A 15,343-nucleotide genomic window follows, 5' to 3' on the forward strand; every position below is an offset into this window, starting at 1 on the left:
CCGTGCCTTGTGTGAGGCTTGAATCATGCAAGGTGAGGCGATTCAGCCTCGCGCAAGCAAGTCCGCATAGTCTTGCTTTTGAAGCTGCGACCGGAGGCATGTCGTGTTGAGCACTTTTACCAGCTACCAGCTCATCGCCAGGGACATCCCCAAGGCGATCGACCGCATCGAGGCGGAGCCGATCACCAAGCGCGACACCGACTACTATCTCGCGAACATCGGCAGCGTGAAATCGATCGACGATTTCGTCAAGAACGACCGGCTGTTCAAATATGCCATGAAAGCCTTCGGTCTCGGCGACATGGCTTACGCCAAGGCCTTCATGGTCAAAGCCCTGAAGGAAGGGGTGTCGGATTCCGACAGCTTCGCCAACAAACTGAGCGACAAGCGTTATGCCGAGTTCGTGTCGGCCTTCAATTTCGCCGCACTTGGCGCTAATGCCACGAGCTACAATTCGGCACAGCAGGGCGTGACCAACAATTATGGTCTCCAGGTCTCGGTCGGCCCTTCGCAGAACGGCTTCACCTACTACAAGGGCGAAACCTCGTACTACCTGAGCAACATTTCCAACGTAAAATCGATCGACGACCTGATGGGCAACGATCGCCTGCTCACCTATGCGATGGCCGCGTTCGGCCTGGACGCCGACGCCGAGCCGGCTGCGACCGTGCGGGCCATGCTGGAAGGCGGCGTCACCGACCCGAACAGCCCCGCAAACACGTCGACAAACAAGGGCTATGCGGCTTTCGTCGCGGCTTTCGACTTTGCCCAATATGGCGACCAGGCTACGGCGCGCGACGCCGTCCAGCAGGCGGTGCCGAAGGCTGTGATCGGCGGAACCGGACTGTTGCTCGTCAAGCCGACCGCGCAATACATCAAGGGCGAGGCCGACTACTACGCAGCCAACATCTCCAAGGTGAAGTCCATCGAAGACCTGCTGAAGGACAAGCGCCTGCTGACCTTCGCCATGGCTGCCTATGGGCTTGATGCATCGACCCAGACGACGAAGCAGATCCGCACCATGGTCAATGGCGGCGTCACCGATCCGTTGAGTCCCGCCAACCTGTTGACCGACAAGAGCTACGCCAACTTCGTCAGCGCCTTTGATTTTGCCCAGTATGGCGATCAGACGATCACGCGCGACGCGGTGCTGAAGACCACGCCGAAGCTCTACACGACCGAGTCCAGTCTTGGCCTCATCAAGCCGAATGCGGACGCCGTCCAGGCCGAGACCAGCTACTACCTCGCCAACATCACCAAGGTGAAATCGGTCGACGACCTGATGGCCGACAGCCGCCTTTATAACTATGCTCTGTCCGCAAGCGGGCTCGATCCGGCGACCACCAACAAGGATCTCGTCCGTGATGTCCTTGAGGGCGGTGTCCGCGATCCCGCCAGTGTCGCCAACAAGCTCTCCAACAAGGCCTATGCCAGGCTCGCCACCTCGTTGAATTTCGAGGCCTACGGCGAAGCGGCAACGACCCGCAGCCCGTCGCAGCAGCCGGTGGTCGACAAATACATGCGCCAGACCCTGGAAGAAGACGCCGGCAAGACCAATGAGGGCGTGCGGTTGGCGCTCTATTTCGAGCGCAAGGCCTCGACCATCACCAACTGGTACGACGTGCTGGCCGACACGGCCCTGGCCAGCGTGGTACGCACCGCCATCGGCCTGCCCGATTCCTTCGCTGCCGCAGATATCGACAAGCAGGCGCAGGCCTTCGACGCAAAGCTCGACCTCACCGATTTCACCGACCCGGCCAAGCTCGAGAAATTCCTCACCCGCTTCACCAGCCTTTGGGAAATCAATCATCCGACCTCGACCGCCCAGACATCGATCGGTGTGCTGTTTGCGCAGCCGACCACCGTCGGCATCTCGACCGATCTGATGATGGCCATGCAGAAACTGAGATTCTGAGAACACCATGCAGGACAGCCTTTACGTCGCCCTTTCCTCGCAGATCGCGCTTGAGCGCCGTCTCGACACCATCGCCGATAATGTCGCCAACGCCTCGACCATCGGCTTTCGCGCCACCGGCGTGAAGTTCGAGGATGTCGTCTCCGGCAGCGGCCCCAAATCGGTGTCCTTCGCCTCCTCCGGCAAGACCTATTTGTCCGGCGCGCATGGCGCGATGACGCAGACCGGCAACCCGTTCGACTTCGCCGTCCAGGGCGATGCCTGGTTCGGCATCGACACCCCGGCCGGCACCGTGATGACGCGCGACGGACGCTTTTCGATGAACGAGAACGGCGAGTTGATGTCGCTCGAAGGCCATCCGGTGCTCGACGCCGGCGGTGCGCCGATCCAGCTCGACCCGCGCGACGGCCCACCCAAGGCGGGCGCCGACGGCTCGCTGCGCCAGGGCGACAAGCTCGTCGGCGCCATCGGCCTGTTCAATTTCGATCCCGGCCCGAATTTCGTCCGCTACGGCAATTCTGGCATCGTGCCCGCGCGTGCGCCGGAGCCGGTCACCGACCGTTCCGATCTCGGCGTCGCGCAGGGCTATGTCGAGGAATCCAACGTCAATCCGGTGCTGGAGATGACGCGCCTGATCATGGTCCAGCGCGCCTTCGAAAACACGGCGGCGCTGATGCGCCAGACCGATGCCTCGACCGACGACGCCATCAAGACGCTCGGCTCCAAGTCGTAGCAGCATGTCGAGCAGCAAATCATCGATACGCGCGCTTGAACGGCAACCGGAGACAGCACCGGAAAACCGGCTGGCTGCGCTGGAGCGGATCTGGCGCCGCTTCGATGACACCGAGACGTTGCTGCGGCGCGGCGGCCGTGTTTCGGAGGTTTCGCCAACGCATTACAAGGTGCGCGGCCTGTCTGAAGTCGCCAGGCTTGGCGACCTCGTCGAACAGCGCGGCAATGCCGGCACGCGCCGCGGCGAGATCGTCAGGATCGGCCGCGACGAAGTCGTCATCGCCCCTTTCGAACGCAGCGCCGACGCCGGCATCGGCGACGCCGTGTTTCGCCGCGGCCCGCTGACGGTAACGCCGCATGCTTCGTGGCGTGGGCGCGCCATCGACGCGCTGACCCGCGTCATCGACGGCGGCCCGCCGCTGATCAGGATCGGCGAGGCTGCGAGCGGCGACGGCACAACGCCCGGCGCCATGGCGCGGCAGCGCGTCGGCACCGCCTTCACGACCGGGGTCAAGGTCATCGACATCTTCACGCCGCTCTGCCTCGGCCAGCGCCTCGGCGTCTTTGCCGGTTCCGGCGTCGGCAAGTCGACGCTGCTCGCCATGCTGGCCGGCGCCGACGCCTTCGACACCGTGGTCGTGGCGCTGATCGGCGAGCGCGGCCGCGAGGTACGCGAATTCCTCGAAGACACGATCGGCGCAGAGAGCATGGCCAAGACGGTCGCCGTCGTCGCTACCAGCGACGAGAGCGCCATGATGCGCCGGCGCGCGCCGGATACCGCCATGCGCGTTGCCGAACATTTTCGCGACCAGGGCCATCGCGTGCTGCTGGTGCTGGATTCGATTACCCGCTTTGCCCATGCGCTGCGCGAGGTAGCGACCGGCACCGGCGAGCCGCCGGTCGCCCGCGGCTATCCCGCTTCGGTTTTCACCGACCTGCCCAAGCTGCTCGAACGCGCTGGCCCGGGCGCTGAAGGCCCCGGTATCAAAGGACAGGGATCAATCACTGCCATCATCTCGGTGCTGGTCGACGGCGACGACCACAACGACCCGGTCGCCGATTCGGTACGCGGCATTCTCGACGGCCATGTCGTGCTCGACCGCGCCATTGCCGAACAGGGCCGCTACCCCCCGGTCAATCCGCTGTCGTCGATCTCGCGCCTCGCCGACAAGGCATGGAGCCCCGAGCAACGCATGCTGGTGACCAGGCTGAAGTCGATGATCTCGCGCTTCGAGGACACGCGCGACATCCGCCTGCTCGGCGCCTATCAGGGCGGCGCCGATGCCGAGCTCGATATTGCCGTGCGCCAGGTGCCGCTGATCTACGAGGCGCTGACGCAGTCGCCCAGGGATCGCGCCTCGAGCGACGCATTCTCCGACCTCGCCCGTCATCTGAAAGGCAAGCAAAGTGTCGATGCAGGAGACTGAGCTTCAGTACACCGAGCGGCTTTTGCGCGAGATGATCGCAGAGGCCAGTGCCGCCGAGGAAGCCCGGGCCAACGAAGCGAGAGCTGTCAGGGCAAAGGCCGATCTCGACAAGGCCGCCAAGGCTGAGGCCATTCTGGCCAGGGCCGCCAGGCCATTCTTGCCCAGGGTAGCCAGCGTAGTCGAGTCCACTGTGCCTCGCTTGGCCGAGCCTGCCTTGCCCAGCGTCGTCAAGCCTGAATTGCCAAGGACCCCTCGCGCCGGCCCCAAAGAAGCGATCGAGACCAGTCGTGACTCGCTTCTCGACGGGCTGTTCCCGGTCACCGAATGGCCGCAGCCGCCAAGGCCGCAATATCCCAGGCTCGACAAGAAATCCGACCGCCGCAGCGATATCGTCTTTGCCGCGCTCGGCATCACGCTTGGCCTGATCTGCGCGCTGTTTCCCTGGTATATCTTCTTCAATCAGGACCAGTTCGGCGTGCAGGCGATCAAGTTCGGCGGCAGCGGCACCAATGCAGGGCGGGTCAGCGGCGGCTCGCAGATGGAGAACAGCGGTCAGCCGCTGACGGCAAACGATGTTCCCGATGTCGACCTGTTCGCCACCGGCACGCTGCAGGACCCCGAGGACAAGACCCAGCCTCCCGGCGTCGACGAGCAGCCCTTCCCGGCGGACGCCAAATTTCGCATGGTTCATGTCGCCAATGGCCGCGCCATGATCGAGGACGATGCCGGCCTGTGGATCGTCCAGCGCGGCTCGAAGCTGCCCGATACCAGCGTCGTCTCGTCGATCGAGCAACGGGGCGGCAAGTGGGTCATGGTCACCAGCACCGACCAGGTGATCGAACTCTCCAAATAGCGGCACACCGGATTTACCCCCGAGCCGCGCAAGGTCCGCGCAAGACTGGCAGCCTAGTCTTGTACGTACCAGCCCGGAGATCCCCATGGAGCCCGTCAATCTTTTCGATCTCGCCGCCAAGCAGTCGCAATGGCTGTCGGTGCGCCAGTCGGCCATTGCCGGCAACATCGCCAACGTCAACACGCCGGGCTACACCGCCGGCGATGTCGAGCCGTTTGAGAAGGTGCTCGACCGCACGGCAGTGTCGCTGACCGCCACCCAGGCAGGCCACCTCGGCACTGCCGCCACTAATGCCGGCTTCACGGTCAAGCCAGAAGAGACGACCGGCGCCATCATGCCCTCGAAGAACACGGTCGTGGTCGAGAACGAACTGATGAAGGCCGGCGAGGTCCGCCGCTCGTTTGAACTCAACACCGCGATCGTCAAGGCCTTCCATTCGATGATGATGATGGCGGTGAAGAGCTGACCATGGACGCCTTGACCTCAGCCCTCAAGATCGCCGCGTCCGGCCTCAGCGCCCAGTCGGACCGCTTGCGCGTCGTCTCGGAAAATCTCGCCAACGCGCAGTCGACCGGCAACACCCCGGGCGCTGACCCCTATCGCCGCAAGACCATCAGTTTCGTCTCGGAACTCGACCGTGCCTCCGGTGGCACGACAGTTGAGGTCAACTCCATCGACCGCGACCCCAGCGACTTTCCCGTCGAATTCCAGCCCGGCAACGAGGCCGCCGACGACAAGGGCTACGTCAAGATGCCCAATGTCAACGTGCTGGTCGAGATGGCCGACATGAGCGAGGCCAACCGCTCCTACGAAGCCAACCTTCAGGTCATCAAGCAGGCGCGTGATCTGATCTCCATGACCATCGACCTGATGAGGAACCAGTAATGATCAGCGGCATTGGCGGTATCGGATCGCTTCCCCTCAAGCCGGAGATCGGTGGCGCCGATACCACGACCGACCTGTTCCAGGGCACCAGGGCGCCGATGGCCGGCAGCGAAATCGGCGCCACCTTCGCCGAAGCGCTGAGCCAGGCTGCTTCAAAGACCGTCAACACCTTGCACAACGCCGAGCAGGTCTCGATCCAGGCGCTCAAGGGCGACGCCGATACCCGTCAGGTCGTCGACGCCGTCATGAGCGCCCAGCAGGCCCTGCAGACCACGATCGCCATCCGCGACAAGGTCGTCTCCGCCTATCTCGAAATCAGCCGTATGGGCATCTGAGGAGACTTGCCGTGAAAGCACTCGCCATCGCAGCGACCGGCATGAATGCCCAGCAGACCAATCTGGAAGTGATCGCCAACAACATCGCCAACATCAACACCACCGGCTACAAGCGCGCGCGCGCCGAATTCTCCGACCTGCTCTACCAGGTCGACCGCACGCAGGGCGTGCCCAACCGCTCCAATTCATCGCTGGTGCCGGAAGGCGTGTCGATTGGCCTTGGCGTCAAGACGACGGCGGTGCGCAACGTCCATACCCAGGGCGAACTGACCTCGACCGGCAACAGTTTCGACATGGCGCTGACCGGCCGAGGCTGGTTCCAGATCGAGGGCGCCGACGGCGGCACACTCTACAGCCGCGCCGGCGCCTTCAACACCAACGCCACCGGCCAGCTGGTGACCGTCGACGGCGCCAATGTCATCCCGGCCATCACCGTGCCGACCGATGCCATCGAAGTCGTGGTCAACAAGACCGGCCAGGTCTTTGCCCGCATCGACGGCCAGACCGACCTCCAGCTGCTCGGCCAGCTGCAACTCGCCAACTTCGCCAATGAAGCCGGCCTGGCGCCGCTCGGCGATAATCTGTTCCAGGAAACGCCGGCCTCGGGCCCGGCCAATGTCGGCGTGCCCGGCGATCCCGGCTTCGCCTCGGTCGAGCAGGGTTATCTCGAGGCCTCCAACGTCGATCCTGTCAAGGAAATCACCGAGCTGATCTCGGCGCAGCGCGCCTATGAGATGAACTCCAAGGTCATCCAGGCCGCCGACGACATGGCCTCCGTCGTGTCCAAGAACATCAGGTAAGGTTTGATGCTCTCTCCGGCCTCCCGCTCCGCGCTTTGCCGCACCGCGCTGATGCTCGCGCTGGTAGCCGGCGGTGTGCCGGCGTTTGCCCAGGAGAGCGCAGACCAGCAGACCAGCACCCACGTCGCGAGCAGTCAGGCAACCGGCGAGATCGTTCTGATCCCCAACCGGGTCATTTATCCCGGCGAGATGATCGACACCGGCGTGCTGAAACCGGTGACGCTGCTCCCCGGAAAGCACAGGCCGGATGCGGTCGCCACGCAGGCCATGGAACTCCAGGGCAAGGTCGCCAAGCGCACGCTGCTGCCCGGCCGCTACATCCCGGCCGCCGCCATCCGCGACGCCTGGCTGGTCGAACAGGGCGCCGCCGTGCAGGTCTTTTTCATCGCCGGCGACCTCACCATTTCGGCTACGGCGGTGTCGCTGCAGCCGGGTGCCGCCGGCGATTTGATCAAGGTCCGCAACACAGACAGCGGCAAGATCTTTTCCGGCACGGTGATGGCGGACGGCACCGTCCGGGTCAGCGCGTCATGAGACGCGGAGCTGCCCTTCTGCTCGCGACCGTTGTCGGCCTGCAGCCGGCGCTGGCCGACGGTCTTACGCCGAAGCAAAAGCGCGATCTTGCCGGCCAGAATGGCGGCGCCTTTGTCGATCCCGAATATGATCCGGCCACCACCAACCGCATGTTCAGGGTCTCCAACGGCCCAAGCTCTCTGCCACCCGGCCAGGTCGCATCGCGCATCAAGGACATTGCGCAGCTGCAGGCTTCGCGCGACAACCAGCTCGTCGGCTACGGCCTCGTCATCGGCCTCGCCGGATCGGGCGACAGCCTGCGCAATTCGCCCTTCACCGAACAGTCGATCCGCGCCATGCTCGAAAATCTCGGCATCGCCACCGAAGGCGGCAGCGCGCGGGCCAAGAACGTCGCCGCCGTCATCGTCACCGCCAACATGCCGCCTTACGTGCAGTCGGGCGCCCGCATCGACATCGACGTCTCCTCGATGGGCGACGCCACATCGCTTGCCGGCGGCACGCTGATAATGACGCCACTGAAGGCGGCCGATGGCGAAATCTATGCTGTCGGGCAAGGCTCGGTCATCGTTTCCGGCTTCACTGCCCAGGGCGATGCCGAAAAGCTGACGCAGGGCGTGCCGACGGCCGGCCGCGTGCCCAACGGCGCCATCGTCGAGCGCACGGTGCGCGCCGAATTCGAGGACCAGGCGCTGCTCACCTTGCAATTGCGCAACCCCGATTTCTCCACTGCCGTTCGCATCGCCGACGCCATCAACGGCTACACCTCGCAACGCTTCGGCATGCGCGTGGCGGCGGAGCGCGATGCACGTACCGTGCAGATCAGGCGGCCGAAGAATGTTTCGGCGGCGCGCTTCTACGCCGAGATCGAGAATTTGGTGGTCGAGACCGACACGCCGGCACGCGTCGTCATCGACGAACGCACCGGCACCATCGTCATCGGCAACGAGGTCAAGATCTCGCGGGTGGCGATCAGCCACGGCACGCTCACCGTGCGCATCACCGAACAGCCGAAGATCGTCCAGCCGGAACCGTTCTCCAAGGGCGTGACAGCGGAGGAACCCTTCACCACCATCGATGCCACGCGGCCTGACGCCCGCGTCAATGTGCTCGACGGACCGAACCTCGAAACGCTGGTGTCGGGCCTCAACCGTCTCGGCGTCAAGCCGGACGGCATCATTGCCATTTTGCAAGGCATCAAGTCGGCCGGCGCTTTGCAGGCCGATCTGGTTCTCCAATAGGCCATGCCGATGATCGATTTCTTTTCCCAAAAGCAGCACCGCCGAAGCGCGGCCTTGGCAGCTTGCGTCATCGCCGCCACCGTCCTTGCCGGCGGCACTGTCCGCGCGGAAGAAGCGGTGCGGCAGGTTCTGCCTGGCGGGCAACAGCCGGCGGCAATGCAGCAGCTGGTCCGCGAGAAGGTGCCCGATGAAAGCGAGATCCAGCGCTTCTGCTCCAACATCGCCGACGCCGCCCGCGACCGCCGTTACGCGCTGCAGGCCGAAGAGTTGAAGCAGTTGCAGGCTGGCATCGACCAGCGCATGAAGGCGCTGGACGACAAGCGCGCCGAATACGAGCAATGGCTGAAGCGGCGTGAAGTTTTCCTGGCCCGCGCCGAGGATGGCGTCGTCAAGATCTATGCCGGCATGAAACCGGATGCCGCGGCCGAGCGCCTGGCCATGGTCAACACTGATCTCGCCGCCGCCATCCTGATGAAACTCGATTCGCGCAAGGCCGGCGTCATTCTCAACGAAATGGACCAGAAGGCGGCAGCCACGCTCACCGGCATTATGGCCAGCGCGGCGCGAAGGGTAGACCCGTCATGAAGTCGCATATACTCGCCCTGGTCGCCACCGCTTCACTTGCCGGCTGCGCCTCCGACCCCAGGGAGATCGGCAGGGAGCCGGCGCTGTCGCCGGTTGGCGCCGGCATTACCGGCAGCGTCAATGCGCCCTACTCCTATCCCGAAACGCCACCCGCGCCAGTGAAGAAATTCTCGCTGTGGGATGATCGCCAGAGCCGGTTGTTCACCGACCCACGCGCGCTGCGCGATGGCGACATCCTCACCGTCAGGATCAAGCTCAACGACAAGGCCAACTTCAAGAACCAGAACGACCGCAGCCGCACCGCCGGGCGCAAGCTCGGCTATGACGTCAACCTCGGATGGGAAGGTGCCACCACCAGCGGCAAGGGCGACGCGGGGCTGAGCTCCACCACCGAAACCAATGCGGACGGCGAAATCAAGCGCTCGGAGAACCTCGAGCTCAACGTCGCCGCCGTCGTCACCGAAGTCCTGCCCAACGGCAATCTGATGATCCGGGGCTCACAGGAGGTGCGCGTCAATTACGAGCTCAGGGTGCTGACCATCGCCGGCATGGTGCGTCCATCCGATATCGGCGCTGAAAACACCATCTCTTATGAACGCATCGCCGAGGCGCGCATCTCCTATGGCGGCCGCGGCCGCGTCAGCGAAATCCAGCAGCCCGCTTACGGTCAGCAGATCCTCGACCAAGTCCTCCCCTTTTAGGACTGGAGAACGGCGCCGTGGCAAATGTCGAACAGGTTCAGCAAAAAAAGGGCCCGTCGCTTGTCATCCAGCTTGCGATGCTGCTGGCGATGACGGGCGCCGCGATCGGCATGGGCTGGATGTCCGGCGGCTATCTGAAGGGCGTCGGGGGACCGGTGCCGGTGCCCGCCGCGCCCGAGAACCAGTCCAACGCCGAGCAACCGAGCAAGGCGGCCGAACATGCGCCCGGCACCGGGCCGACGCTTGTCCAGCTGGCGCCGATCACCACCAATCTGGCTTCGCCTGCCGACACCTGGATAAGGCTGGAAGCGTCGGTGGTCTACGATGCGCCGCAGCCGCCGGAACTTACCGAAAGCATTCACCAGGACCTGCTTGCCATGGTCCGCACCCTGAAGATGCATCAGATCGAAGGCGCCAGCGGCTACCAGCATTTGAAAGCCGACCTCGAGGAGCGCGCCGCAATCCGCAGCGGTGGCCATGCCAAACAGGTTCTGATCAGGACATTGCTGCTCGAATGAGAAAACTCGTCCTCGCCGCCGCGATCGTCGTCGCCGCCACCTCTGTCGCCGCCGCCCAGCAGCTCGATCTCGGCGGCATCGGCAAGGCCGACGGCGCCACCGTCGGCTATATCATCCAGATGTTCGGTCTGATCACCGTGCTGTCGGTGGCGCCGGGCCTGTTGATCATGGTGACGAGCTTCACCCGCTTCGTCATCGCCTTCTCGATCCTGCGCGCCGGCATCGGCCTGCAGTCGACGCCGGCCAATCTGATCCTGATCTCGCTGTCGCTGTTCATGACCTTCTACGTCATGGCGCCGACCTTCGACCAGGCCTGGAACACCGGCGTCAAGCCGCTGATGGACAACCAGATCAGCCAGACCGAGGCGTTCGAAAAGATTTCGGACCCGTTCCGCACCTTCATGCTGCACAATGTCCGCGACAAGGACTTCGACCTGTTCGCCGATCTCGCCCGCGAACGCGGCCAGGTCGTTGCCAGGGACACCGTCGACCTGCGCATCCTGGTGCCGTCCTTCATGATCTCCGAAATCCGCCGCGGCTTCGAGATCGGCTTCCTGATCGTGCTGCCGTTCCTCGTCATCGACCTGATCGTCGCCACCATCACCATGGCCATGGGCATGATGATGCTGCCGCCGACCGTCGTTTCGCTGCCCTTCAAGATCCTGTTCTTCGTCCTCATCGACGGCTGGAACCTGCTTGTCGGCAGCCTGGTGCGCTCCTTCACCTGACCGTCCGCGCGCCGTTGGCGCCTTGCTAAAGTTTTATGCAATATATTTCCGGTTAACCGTCCCGTTTAGCCCTTTGGTAGGGACTTGCCCGCATATTGCTCGCAGATGGCGGGTGATCGGGTCTCACGATCATTGGCATGATGCCGCTCCGTCATACCGGAAAAGCCGGTATGTCAAAAACACCCTGTAAAAATCAAGGTACGAGTAGCCATGTCCAGTATCATGACGAACGCCTCGGCGCTGACCGCGCTGCAGAGCCTGAACAACACCAACAAATCCCTCGAGCAGACGCAGGCCCGCATCTCGACCGGCTACCGCGTTGCCACCGCTTCCGACAACGCCGCTTACTGGTCGATCGCGACCTCGATGAAGTCCGACAACAAGGCAAACTCGGCCGTGCAGGACGCCCTCGGCCTCGGCGCCGGCAAGGTTGACACCGCCTACACCGCCATCAACGACGTCAAGGACCAGGTCGACCTGATCAAGACCAAGCTGGTCACTGCCCGTAGCGCCTCGAAGGAAGACCAGCAGAAGATCGCGACCGAAATCAACGCCATCCAGGCGCAGATCAAGTCCTCGGTCGCCAACGCCAACTTCGCCGGCTCGAACCTGCTGCAGAACGACGCTGCCGCTGCGTCCGACCTGAAGATCGTTGCGGCTTACAACCGTACCGGCGCGACCGTCACCATCGACACCATCGACGTCAAGGCTGCCGATACGCAGGTTCTCGATGTCGCCGGCACGGGCGGCATCGTCGGCGGCCTGCTCGCCGCTGCCTTCTTCGACCCGAGCACCACGGCGGTTACCCCCGCCGCCATCGACACCGCGCTCGGCACTGTTGAAACCGCGCTTGCCAAGCTGTCCACCGGCGCTGCCTCGCTCGGCGCCGCCAAGTCGCGCATTGACACCCAGAAGAGCTTCCTGTCGAACCTGTCGGACTCGATCGACAAGGGCGTCGGCGCTCTGGTCGACGCCGACATGAATAAGGAATCGACCCGTCTGCAGGCCCTCCAGGTCCAGCAGCAGCTCGGCATCCAGGCGCTGTCGATCGCCAACGGCAACTCGCAGTCGATCCTGTCGCTCTTCCGCGGCTGATCTCTCGACATTACGACTGACACCATCCGTCGGGCCGCGCCAACAGCGCGGCCCGATTTCTTTTTGCGGCTGTTGATTTTCTTGCTAAATGGCTGCCGATTTTTGCTCTTGGCCAGCGCCCTGAATGGCTTGGTTTAACAGGCCGTTAACCATATCCCGGTAGTCATGGTTAACCATTCCATGGCGGGCAGACCATACGGTCGATGGGCTTATGCCTACCCCCTTGATGAAGTTGATCCGGCGTGTTCGGGACACGCCAGTGTTTGAAAAGGGGTAAATATCTTGGCTAGCATCATGACGAACGCTTCGGCTCTGACCGCGCTGCAGAGCCTGAACAACACCAACAAGCAGCTTGAAACCACCCAGTCACGCATTTCGACCGGCTACCGCGTCGCCACCGCCAGCGACAACGCCGCCTACTGGTCGATCGCCACCACGATGAAGTCCGACAACAAGGCGCTTTCGGCCGTTCAGGACGCGCTTGGCCTCGGCGCCGGCAAGGTCGATACCGCCTACACCGCCATCACCGACATCAAGGACCAGGTCGACCTGATCAAGGCCAAGCTGGTCACTGCACGCAGCGCCAGCAAGGACGACCAGCAGAAGATCGCGACCGAAATCAAGGCCATCCAGGACCAGATCAAGTCGTCGGTCACCAACGCCTCCTATGCCGGCTCGAACCTGCTGCAGAACGACGCTGCTGCGACCTCCGACCTGAAGATCGTCGCGTCCTATAACCGCACCGGCACGACCGTCGCCATCGACACCATCGACGTCAAGGCGGCCGACACGCAGGTTCTCGATCTTCCTGGCACTGGCGGCATCGTCGGCGCTCTGCTGGCGACGACCTTCTTCGATCCCAGCACCACCCAGGTCCTCCCGGCGGCCATCGACACCGCACTCGGCGCCGTTGAAACGGCGCTTGCCAAGCTGTCCACGGGTGCCGCCTATCTCGGCGCCGCCAAGTCGCGCATCGACACCCAGAAGAGCTTCCTGTCGAACCTCTCGGACTCCATCGACAAGGGCGTCGGCGCGCTGGTCGACGCCGACATGAACAAGGAATCCACGCGGCTGCAGGCCCTCCAGGTCCAGCAGCAGCTCGGCATCCAGTCGCTGTCGATCGCCAACGGCAACTCGCAGTCGATCCTGGCGCTGTTCAAGCAGTAAGCCTGACCCGGCTTTCTCTTCCTTGAATAGGCCGCGCCAACAGCGCGGCCCTTTCCTGTATGGGTGTGTTTTGACGCATGTCGTTGACCCGGAACCGCTGCACACTTCCGGGCGACATGCTCTATCATCTTCGCACAAGCTTCGCGGTCTAGTGTTCCCACGGAATATCATGCTGGGAGCGCTTGAATCGTGCCGCAACAGATCCAGAGCATCATCTCGAATCTCAGGGCATTTGGCGTCAGGCGCCTTGCCATGCTGGCCGGCATTGCCGCATTGGTGATGGCCGTCATCGGCATCGGCTCGGTCTATCTCAACCGCCCGGCCTATGAGACGCTCTATGTCGGGCTCGATCGCTCCGACGTGAACCAGATCGGCCTGGTGCTCGGCGAAGCCGGCATCGGCTTCGACGTCGGCTCCGACGGCACCTCCGTGCTGGTGCCGGCCGGCACCACCGCGCAGGCGCGCATGCTGCTCGCCGAAAAGGGCCTGCCGACCAGCGCCAATGCCGGCTACGAACTGTTCGACAATGTCGGTTCTCTTGGCCTGACCTCCTTCATGCAGCAGATCACCCGCGTGCGCGCGCTGGAAGGCGAGATCGCCCGCACCATCCAGTCGATATCCGGCATCAAGGCCGCCCGCGTTCACATCGTCATGTCCGAGCGCGCCAATTTCCGCCGCGACGAACAGCAACCCTCCGCCTCGGTGGTCATCCGCTATTCCGGCATCGACGCCGAAAAGAGCGCCATGTCGATCCGCCATCTCGTCGCCGCCGCCGTGCCGGGCCTGTCGGCCGACAAGGTTACCGTGCTCGATTCCAACGGCAACCTTCTCGCCGCCGGCGACGATCCCTCCAACACAAGTGCTGCCCGCACGCTCGGCGTCGAGCAGACCGTCGAGGCGCAGATCGGCGACAACATCCGCCGCGCGCTGACGCCTTATCTCGGCCCCGACAATTTCCGCGCCAGCGTCAAGGCCGATGTCAACACCGACACCCGCCAGACCGAAGAGACGATCTTCGATCCGGAGTCACGCGTGGAGCGTTCCGTGCAGTCGGTGCGCGCCAACGAAAACAGCAATCAGAGGCAGGCCTCGACCCCGGCCACCGTCGAGCAGAACCTGCCCGAGACCCAGGCGACCAGCACCGATGGTCCGCAGACGTCATCGGAGAATGATCGCAAGGAGGAGATCACCAATTACGAGATCAACTCCAAGAAGATCGCCACAGTCTCGAACGGCTATTCCGTCACCAAGATGTCGATCGCCGTCGTCGTCAATCAGCAGCGGCTGATGACCATCCTCGGCAAGGACGCAACGCCCGAGCAGATCGCCAAGCGCGTTGCCGACATCCAGAAGATGGTGGCTTCGGCCACTGGCTTCGACGACAAGCGCGGCGACATCATCGATGTCTCGGCCGTCGAGTTCATCGACGGGCTCGACGGCGAGGCGGTCGAACAGCCGGGCATAATGGCGTCGATCGGAACCCATGCCGGTACGATGATCAACGCCGGCGCTTTCATCGTCGTGGTGTTCCTGGTCGCCTTCTTCGGCCTGAGGCCGATGGCCACCGCGCTGAGCGCGCGGCCGACGCCGGCACTTGCCGGTCCGAGCTTCGACGACGTCCAGCGTTCACTGCCGACACCCGAAGCCGCCAGCGCCGAACAGGCGCCGGCTGCCTTGCCCGGCAGCCGCCCAGGCCCGACTCCACTCGACGATCTTCGTCAGAAGATCAGGCCGGCGCCGCAGGAGCGGCTTGCCCGCATGGTCGACATCAATGAGGAGCGCACCGCGCAGATCCTGCGCAAATGGGCGGCCCAGGAAGCAGCGGTATAG

At 63.7% G+C, this 15,343-nt stretch carries 17 protein-coding genes; all 17 read left to right on the forward strand.

Going from position 1 to position 15,343, the window contains the following annotated elements; all coding sequences use genetic code 11:
* Nucleotides 1–103: 103 nt before the first annotated feature.
* The 17 genes from AC3EMP_RS29985 to fliF all read left to right on the forward strand — a co-directional run bounded on the left by AC3EMP_RS29985 (nt 104) and on the right by fliF (nt 15,343).
* Nucleotides 104–1,915, forward strand: a complete 1,812-nt coding sequence (locus AC3EMP_RS29985) for a DUF1217 domain-containing protein (protein WP_023686338.1) — start codon at nt 104–106, stop codon at nt 1,913–1,915.
* Nucleotides 1,916–1,922: 7 nt separating this feature from the next.
* Nucleotides 1,923–2,648, forward strand: coding sequence for a flagellar basal-body rod protein FlgF (flgF, locus tag AC3EMP_RS29990; RefSeq protein WP_023671749.1), 726 nt, complete (start codon nt 1,923–1,925; stop codon nt 2,646–2,648).
* Between the two features lie 4 nt (nt 2,649–2,652).
* On the forward strand, nt 2,653–4,074 hold the full coding sequence (fliI, locus tag AC3EMP_RS29995; RefSeq protein WP_023710976.1) for a flagellar protein export ATPase FliI: 1,422 nt from the start codon (nt 2,653–2,655) through the stop codon (nt 4,072–4,074).
* Nucleotides 4,061–4,927: a hypothetical protein gene (locus tag AC3EMP_RS30000; RefSeq protein ID WP_023673646.1), complete on the forward strand. Its 867-nt coding sequence runs from the start codon at nt 4,061–4,063 to the stop codon at nt 4,925–4,927. The genes fliI and AC3EMP_RS30000 overlap by 14 nt, the downstream gene beginning before the upstream one ends.
* Nucleotides 4,928–5,012: 85 nt before the next feature.
* The gene (gene flgB, locus AC3EMP_RS30005) at nt 5,013–5,393 is read left to right on the forward strand and encodes a flagellar basal body rod protein FlgB (protein ID WP_023683310.1); all 381 of its coding nucleotides are present in this window, start codon (nt 5,013–5,015) and stop codon (nt 5,391–5,393) included.
* A gap of 2 nt (nt 5,394–5,395) precedes the next feature.
* Complete coding sequence (gene flgC / locus AC3EMP_RS30010) at nt 5,396–5,812, forward strand: flagellar basal body rod protein FlgC (RefSeq protein WP_023686341.1); 417 nt, start codon at nt 5,396–5,398, stop codon at nt 5,810–5,812.
* Nucleotides 5,812–6,147 (forward strand): flagellar hook-basal body complex protein FliE, encoded by a 336-nt coding sequence (gene fliE, locus AC3EMP_RS30015; RefSeq protein WP_023686342.1) that lies wholly within the window; start codon nt 5,812–5,814, stop codon nt 6,145–6,147. The genes flgC and fliE overlap by 1 nt, the downstream gene beginning before the upstream one ends.
* Nucleotides 6,148–6,158: 11 nt before the next feature.
* Nucleotides 6,159–6,947 (forward strand): flagellar basal-body rod protein FlgG, encoded by a 789-nt coding sequence (gene flgG, locus AC3EMP_RS30020; protein ID WP_023686343.1) that lies wholly within the window; start codon nt 6,159–6,161, stop codon nt 6,945–6,947.
* A 6-nt stretch (nt 6,948–6,953) separates the two neighbouring features.
* On the forward strand, nt 6,954–7,481 hold the full coding sequence (gene flgA / locus AC3EMP_RS30025) for a flagellar basal body P-ring formation chaperone FlgA (RefSeq protein ID WP_352711267.1): 528 nt from the start codon (nt 6,954–6,956) through the stop codon (nt 7,479–7,481).
* A complete protein-coding gene (locus tag AC3EMP_RS30030) occupies nt 7,478–8,719 on the forward strand; it encodes a flagellar basal body P-ring protein FlgI (RefSeq protein ID WP_023683306.1) in 1,242 nt (413 codons plus the stop codon). The genes flgA and AC3EMP_RS30030 overlap by 4 nt, the downstream gene beginning before the upstream one ends.
* Before the next feature lie 3 nt (nt 8,720–8,722).
* Nucleotides 8,723–9,304, forward strand: coding sequence for a MotE family protein (locus AC3EMP_RS30035; protein WP_031195437.1), 582 nt, complete (start codon nt 8,723–8,725; stop codon nt 9,302–9,304).
* Nucleotides 9,301–10,005 carry a flagellar basal body L-ring protein FlgH gene (gene flgH, locus AC3EMP_RS30040; protein WP_023686346.1) on the forward strand — a complete coding sequence of 235 codons (705 nt, stop codon included), beginning with the start codon at nt 9,301–9,303 and terminating at the stop codon, nt 10,003–10,005. Before AC3EMP_RS30035 ends, flgH begins: the two co-directional genes overlap by 4 nt.
* A gap of 17 nt (nt 10,006–10,022) precedes the next feature.
* Nucleotides 10,023–10,523 (forward strand): flagellar basal body-associated FliL family protein, encoded by a 501-nt coding sequence (locus AC3EMP_RS30045; protein WP_023686347.1) that lies wholly within the window; start codon nt 10,023–10,025, stop codon nt 10,521–10,523.
* A complete protein-coding gene (gene fliP / locus AC3EMP_RS30050) occupies nt 10,520–11,251 on the forward strand; it encodes a flagellar type III secretion system pore protein FliP (RefSeq protein ID WP_352711263.1) in 732 nt (243 codons plus the stop codon). The genes AC3EMP_RS30045 and fliP overlap by 4 nt, the downstream gene beginning before the upstream one ends.
* 210 nt (nt 11,252–11,461) lie before the next feature.
* Nucleotides 11,462–12,346 carry a flagellin N-terminal helical domain-containing protein gene (locus AC3EMP_RS30055; protein ID WP_023683303.1) on the forward strand — a complete coding sequence of 295 codons (885 nt, stop codon included), beginning with the start codon at nt 11,462–11,464 and terminating at the stop codon, nt 12,344–12,346.
* A gap of 282 nt (nt 12,347–12,628) precedes the next feature.
* Nucleotides 12,629–13,513 (forward strand): flagellin N-terminal helical domain-containing protein, encoded by an 885-nt coding sequence (locus AC3EMP_RS30060; protein WP_023683302.1) that lies wholly within the window; start codon nt 12,629–12,631, stop codon nt 13,511–13,513.
* Between the two features lie 189 nt (nt 13,514–13,702).
* On the forward strand, nt 13,703–15,343 hold the full coding sequence (gene fliF, locus AC3EMP_RS30065; RefSeq protein WP_023686350.1) for a flagellar basal-body MS-ring/collar protein FliF: 1,641 nt from the start codon (nt 13,703–13,705) through the stop codon (nt 15,341–15,343).

It is taken from the genome of Mesorhizobium sp. P160219, assembly GCF_057786095.1.

Bases quoted from the DNA above. Each gene is read 5' to 3' on its own strand.
- flgF (WP_023671749.1), top strand. From the start codon at position 1,923: ATGCAGGACAGCCTTTACGTCGCCCTTTCCTCGCAGATCGCGCTTGAG.
- fliI (WP_023710976.1), top strand. From the start codon at position 2,653: ATGTCGAGCAGCAAATCATCGATACGCGCGCTTGAACGGCAACCGGAG.
- AC3EMP_RS30000 (WP_023673646.1), top strand. From the start codon at position 4,061: ATGCAGGAGACTGAGCTTCAGTACACCGAGCGGCTTTTGCGCGAGATG.
- flgB (WP_023683310.1), top strand. From the start codon at position 5,013: ATGGAGCCCGTCAATCTTTTCGATCTCGCCGCCAAGCAGTCGCAATGG.
- flgC (WP_023686341.1), top strand. From the start codon at position 5,396: ATGGACGCCTTGACCTCAGCCCTCAAGATCGCCGCGTCCGGCCTCAGC.
- fliE (WP_023686342.1), top strand. From the start codon at position 5,812: ATGATCAGCGGCATTGGCGGTATCGGATCGCTTCCCCTCAAGCCGGAG.
- flgA (WP_352711267.1), top strand. From the start codon at position 6,954: ATGCTCTCTCCGGCCTCCCGCTCCGCGCTTTGCCGCACCGCGCTGATG.
- AC3EMP_RS30030 (WP_023683306.1), top strand. From the start codon at position 7,478: ATGAGACGCGGAGCTGCCCTTCTGCTCGCGACCGTTGTCGGCCTGCAG.
- AC3EMP_RS30035 (WP_031195437.1), top strand. From the start codon at position 8,723: ATGCCGATGATCGATTTCTTTTCCCAAAAGCAGCACCGCCGAAGCGCG.
- flgH (WP_023686346.1), top strand. From the start codon at position 9,301: ATGAAGTCGCATATACTCGCCCTGGTCGCCACCGCTTCACTTGCCGGC.
- fliP (WP_352711263.1), top strand. From the start codon at position 10,520: ATGAGAAAACTCGTCCTCGCCGCCGCGATCGTCGTCGCCGCCACCTCT.
- AC3EMP_RS30055 (WP_023683303.1), top strand. From the start codon at position 11,462: ATGTCCAGTATCATGACGAACGCCTCGGCGCTGACCGCGCTGCAGAGC.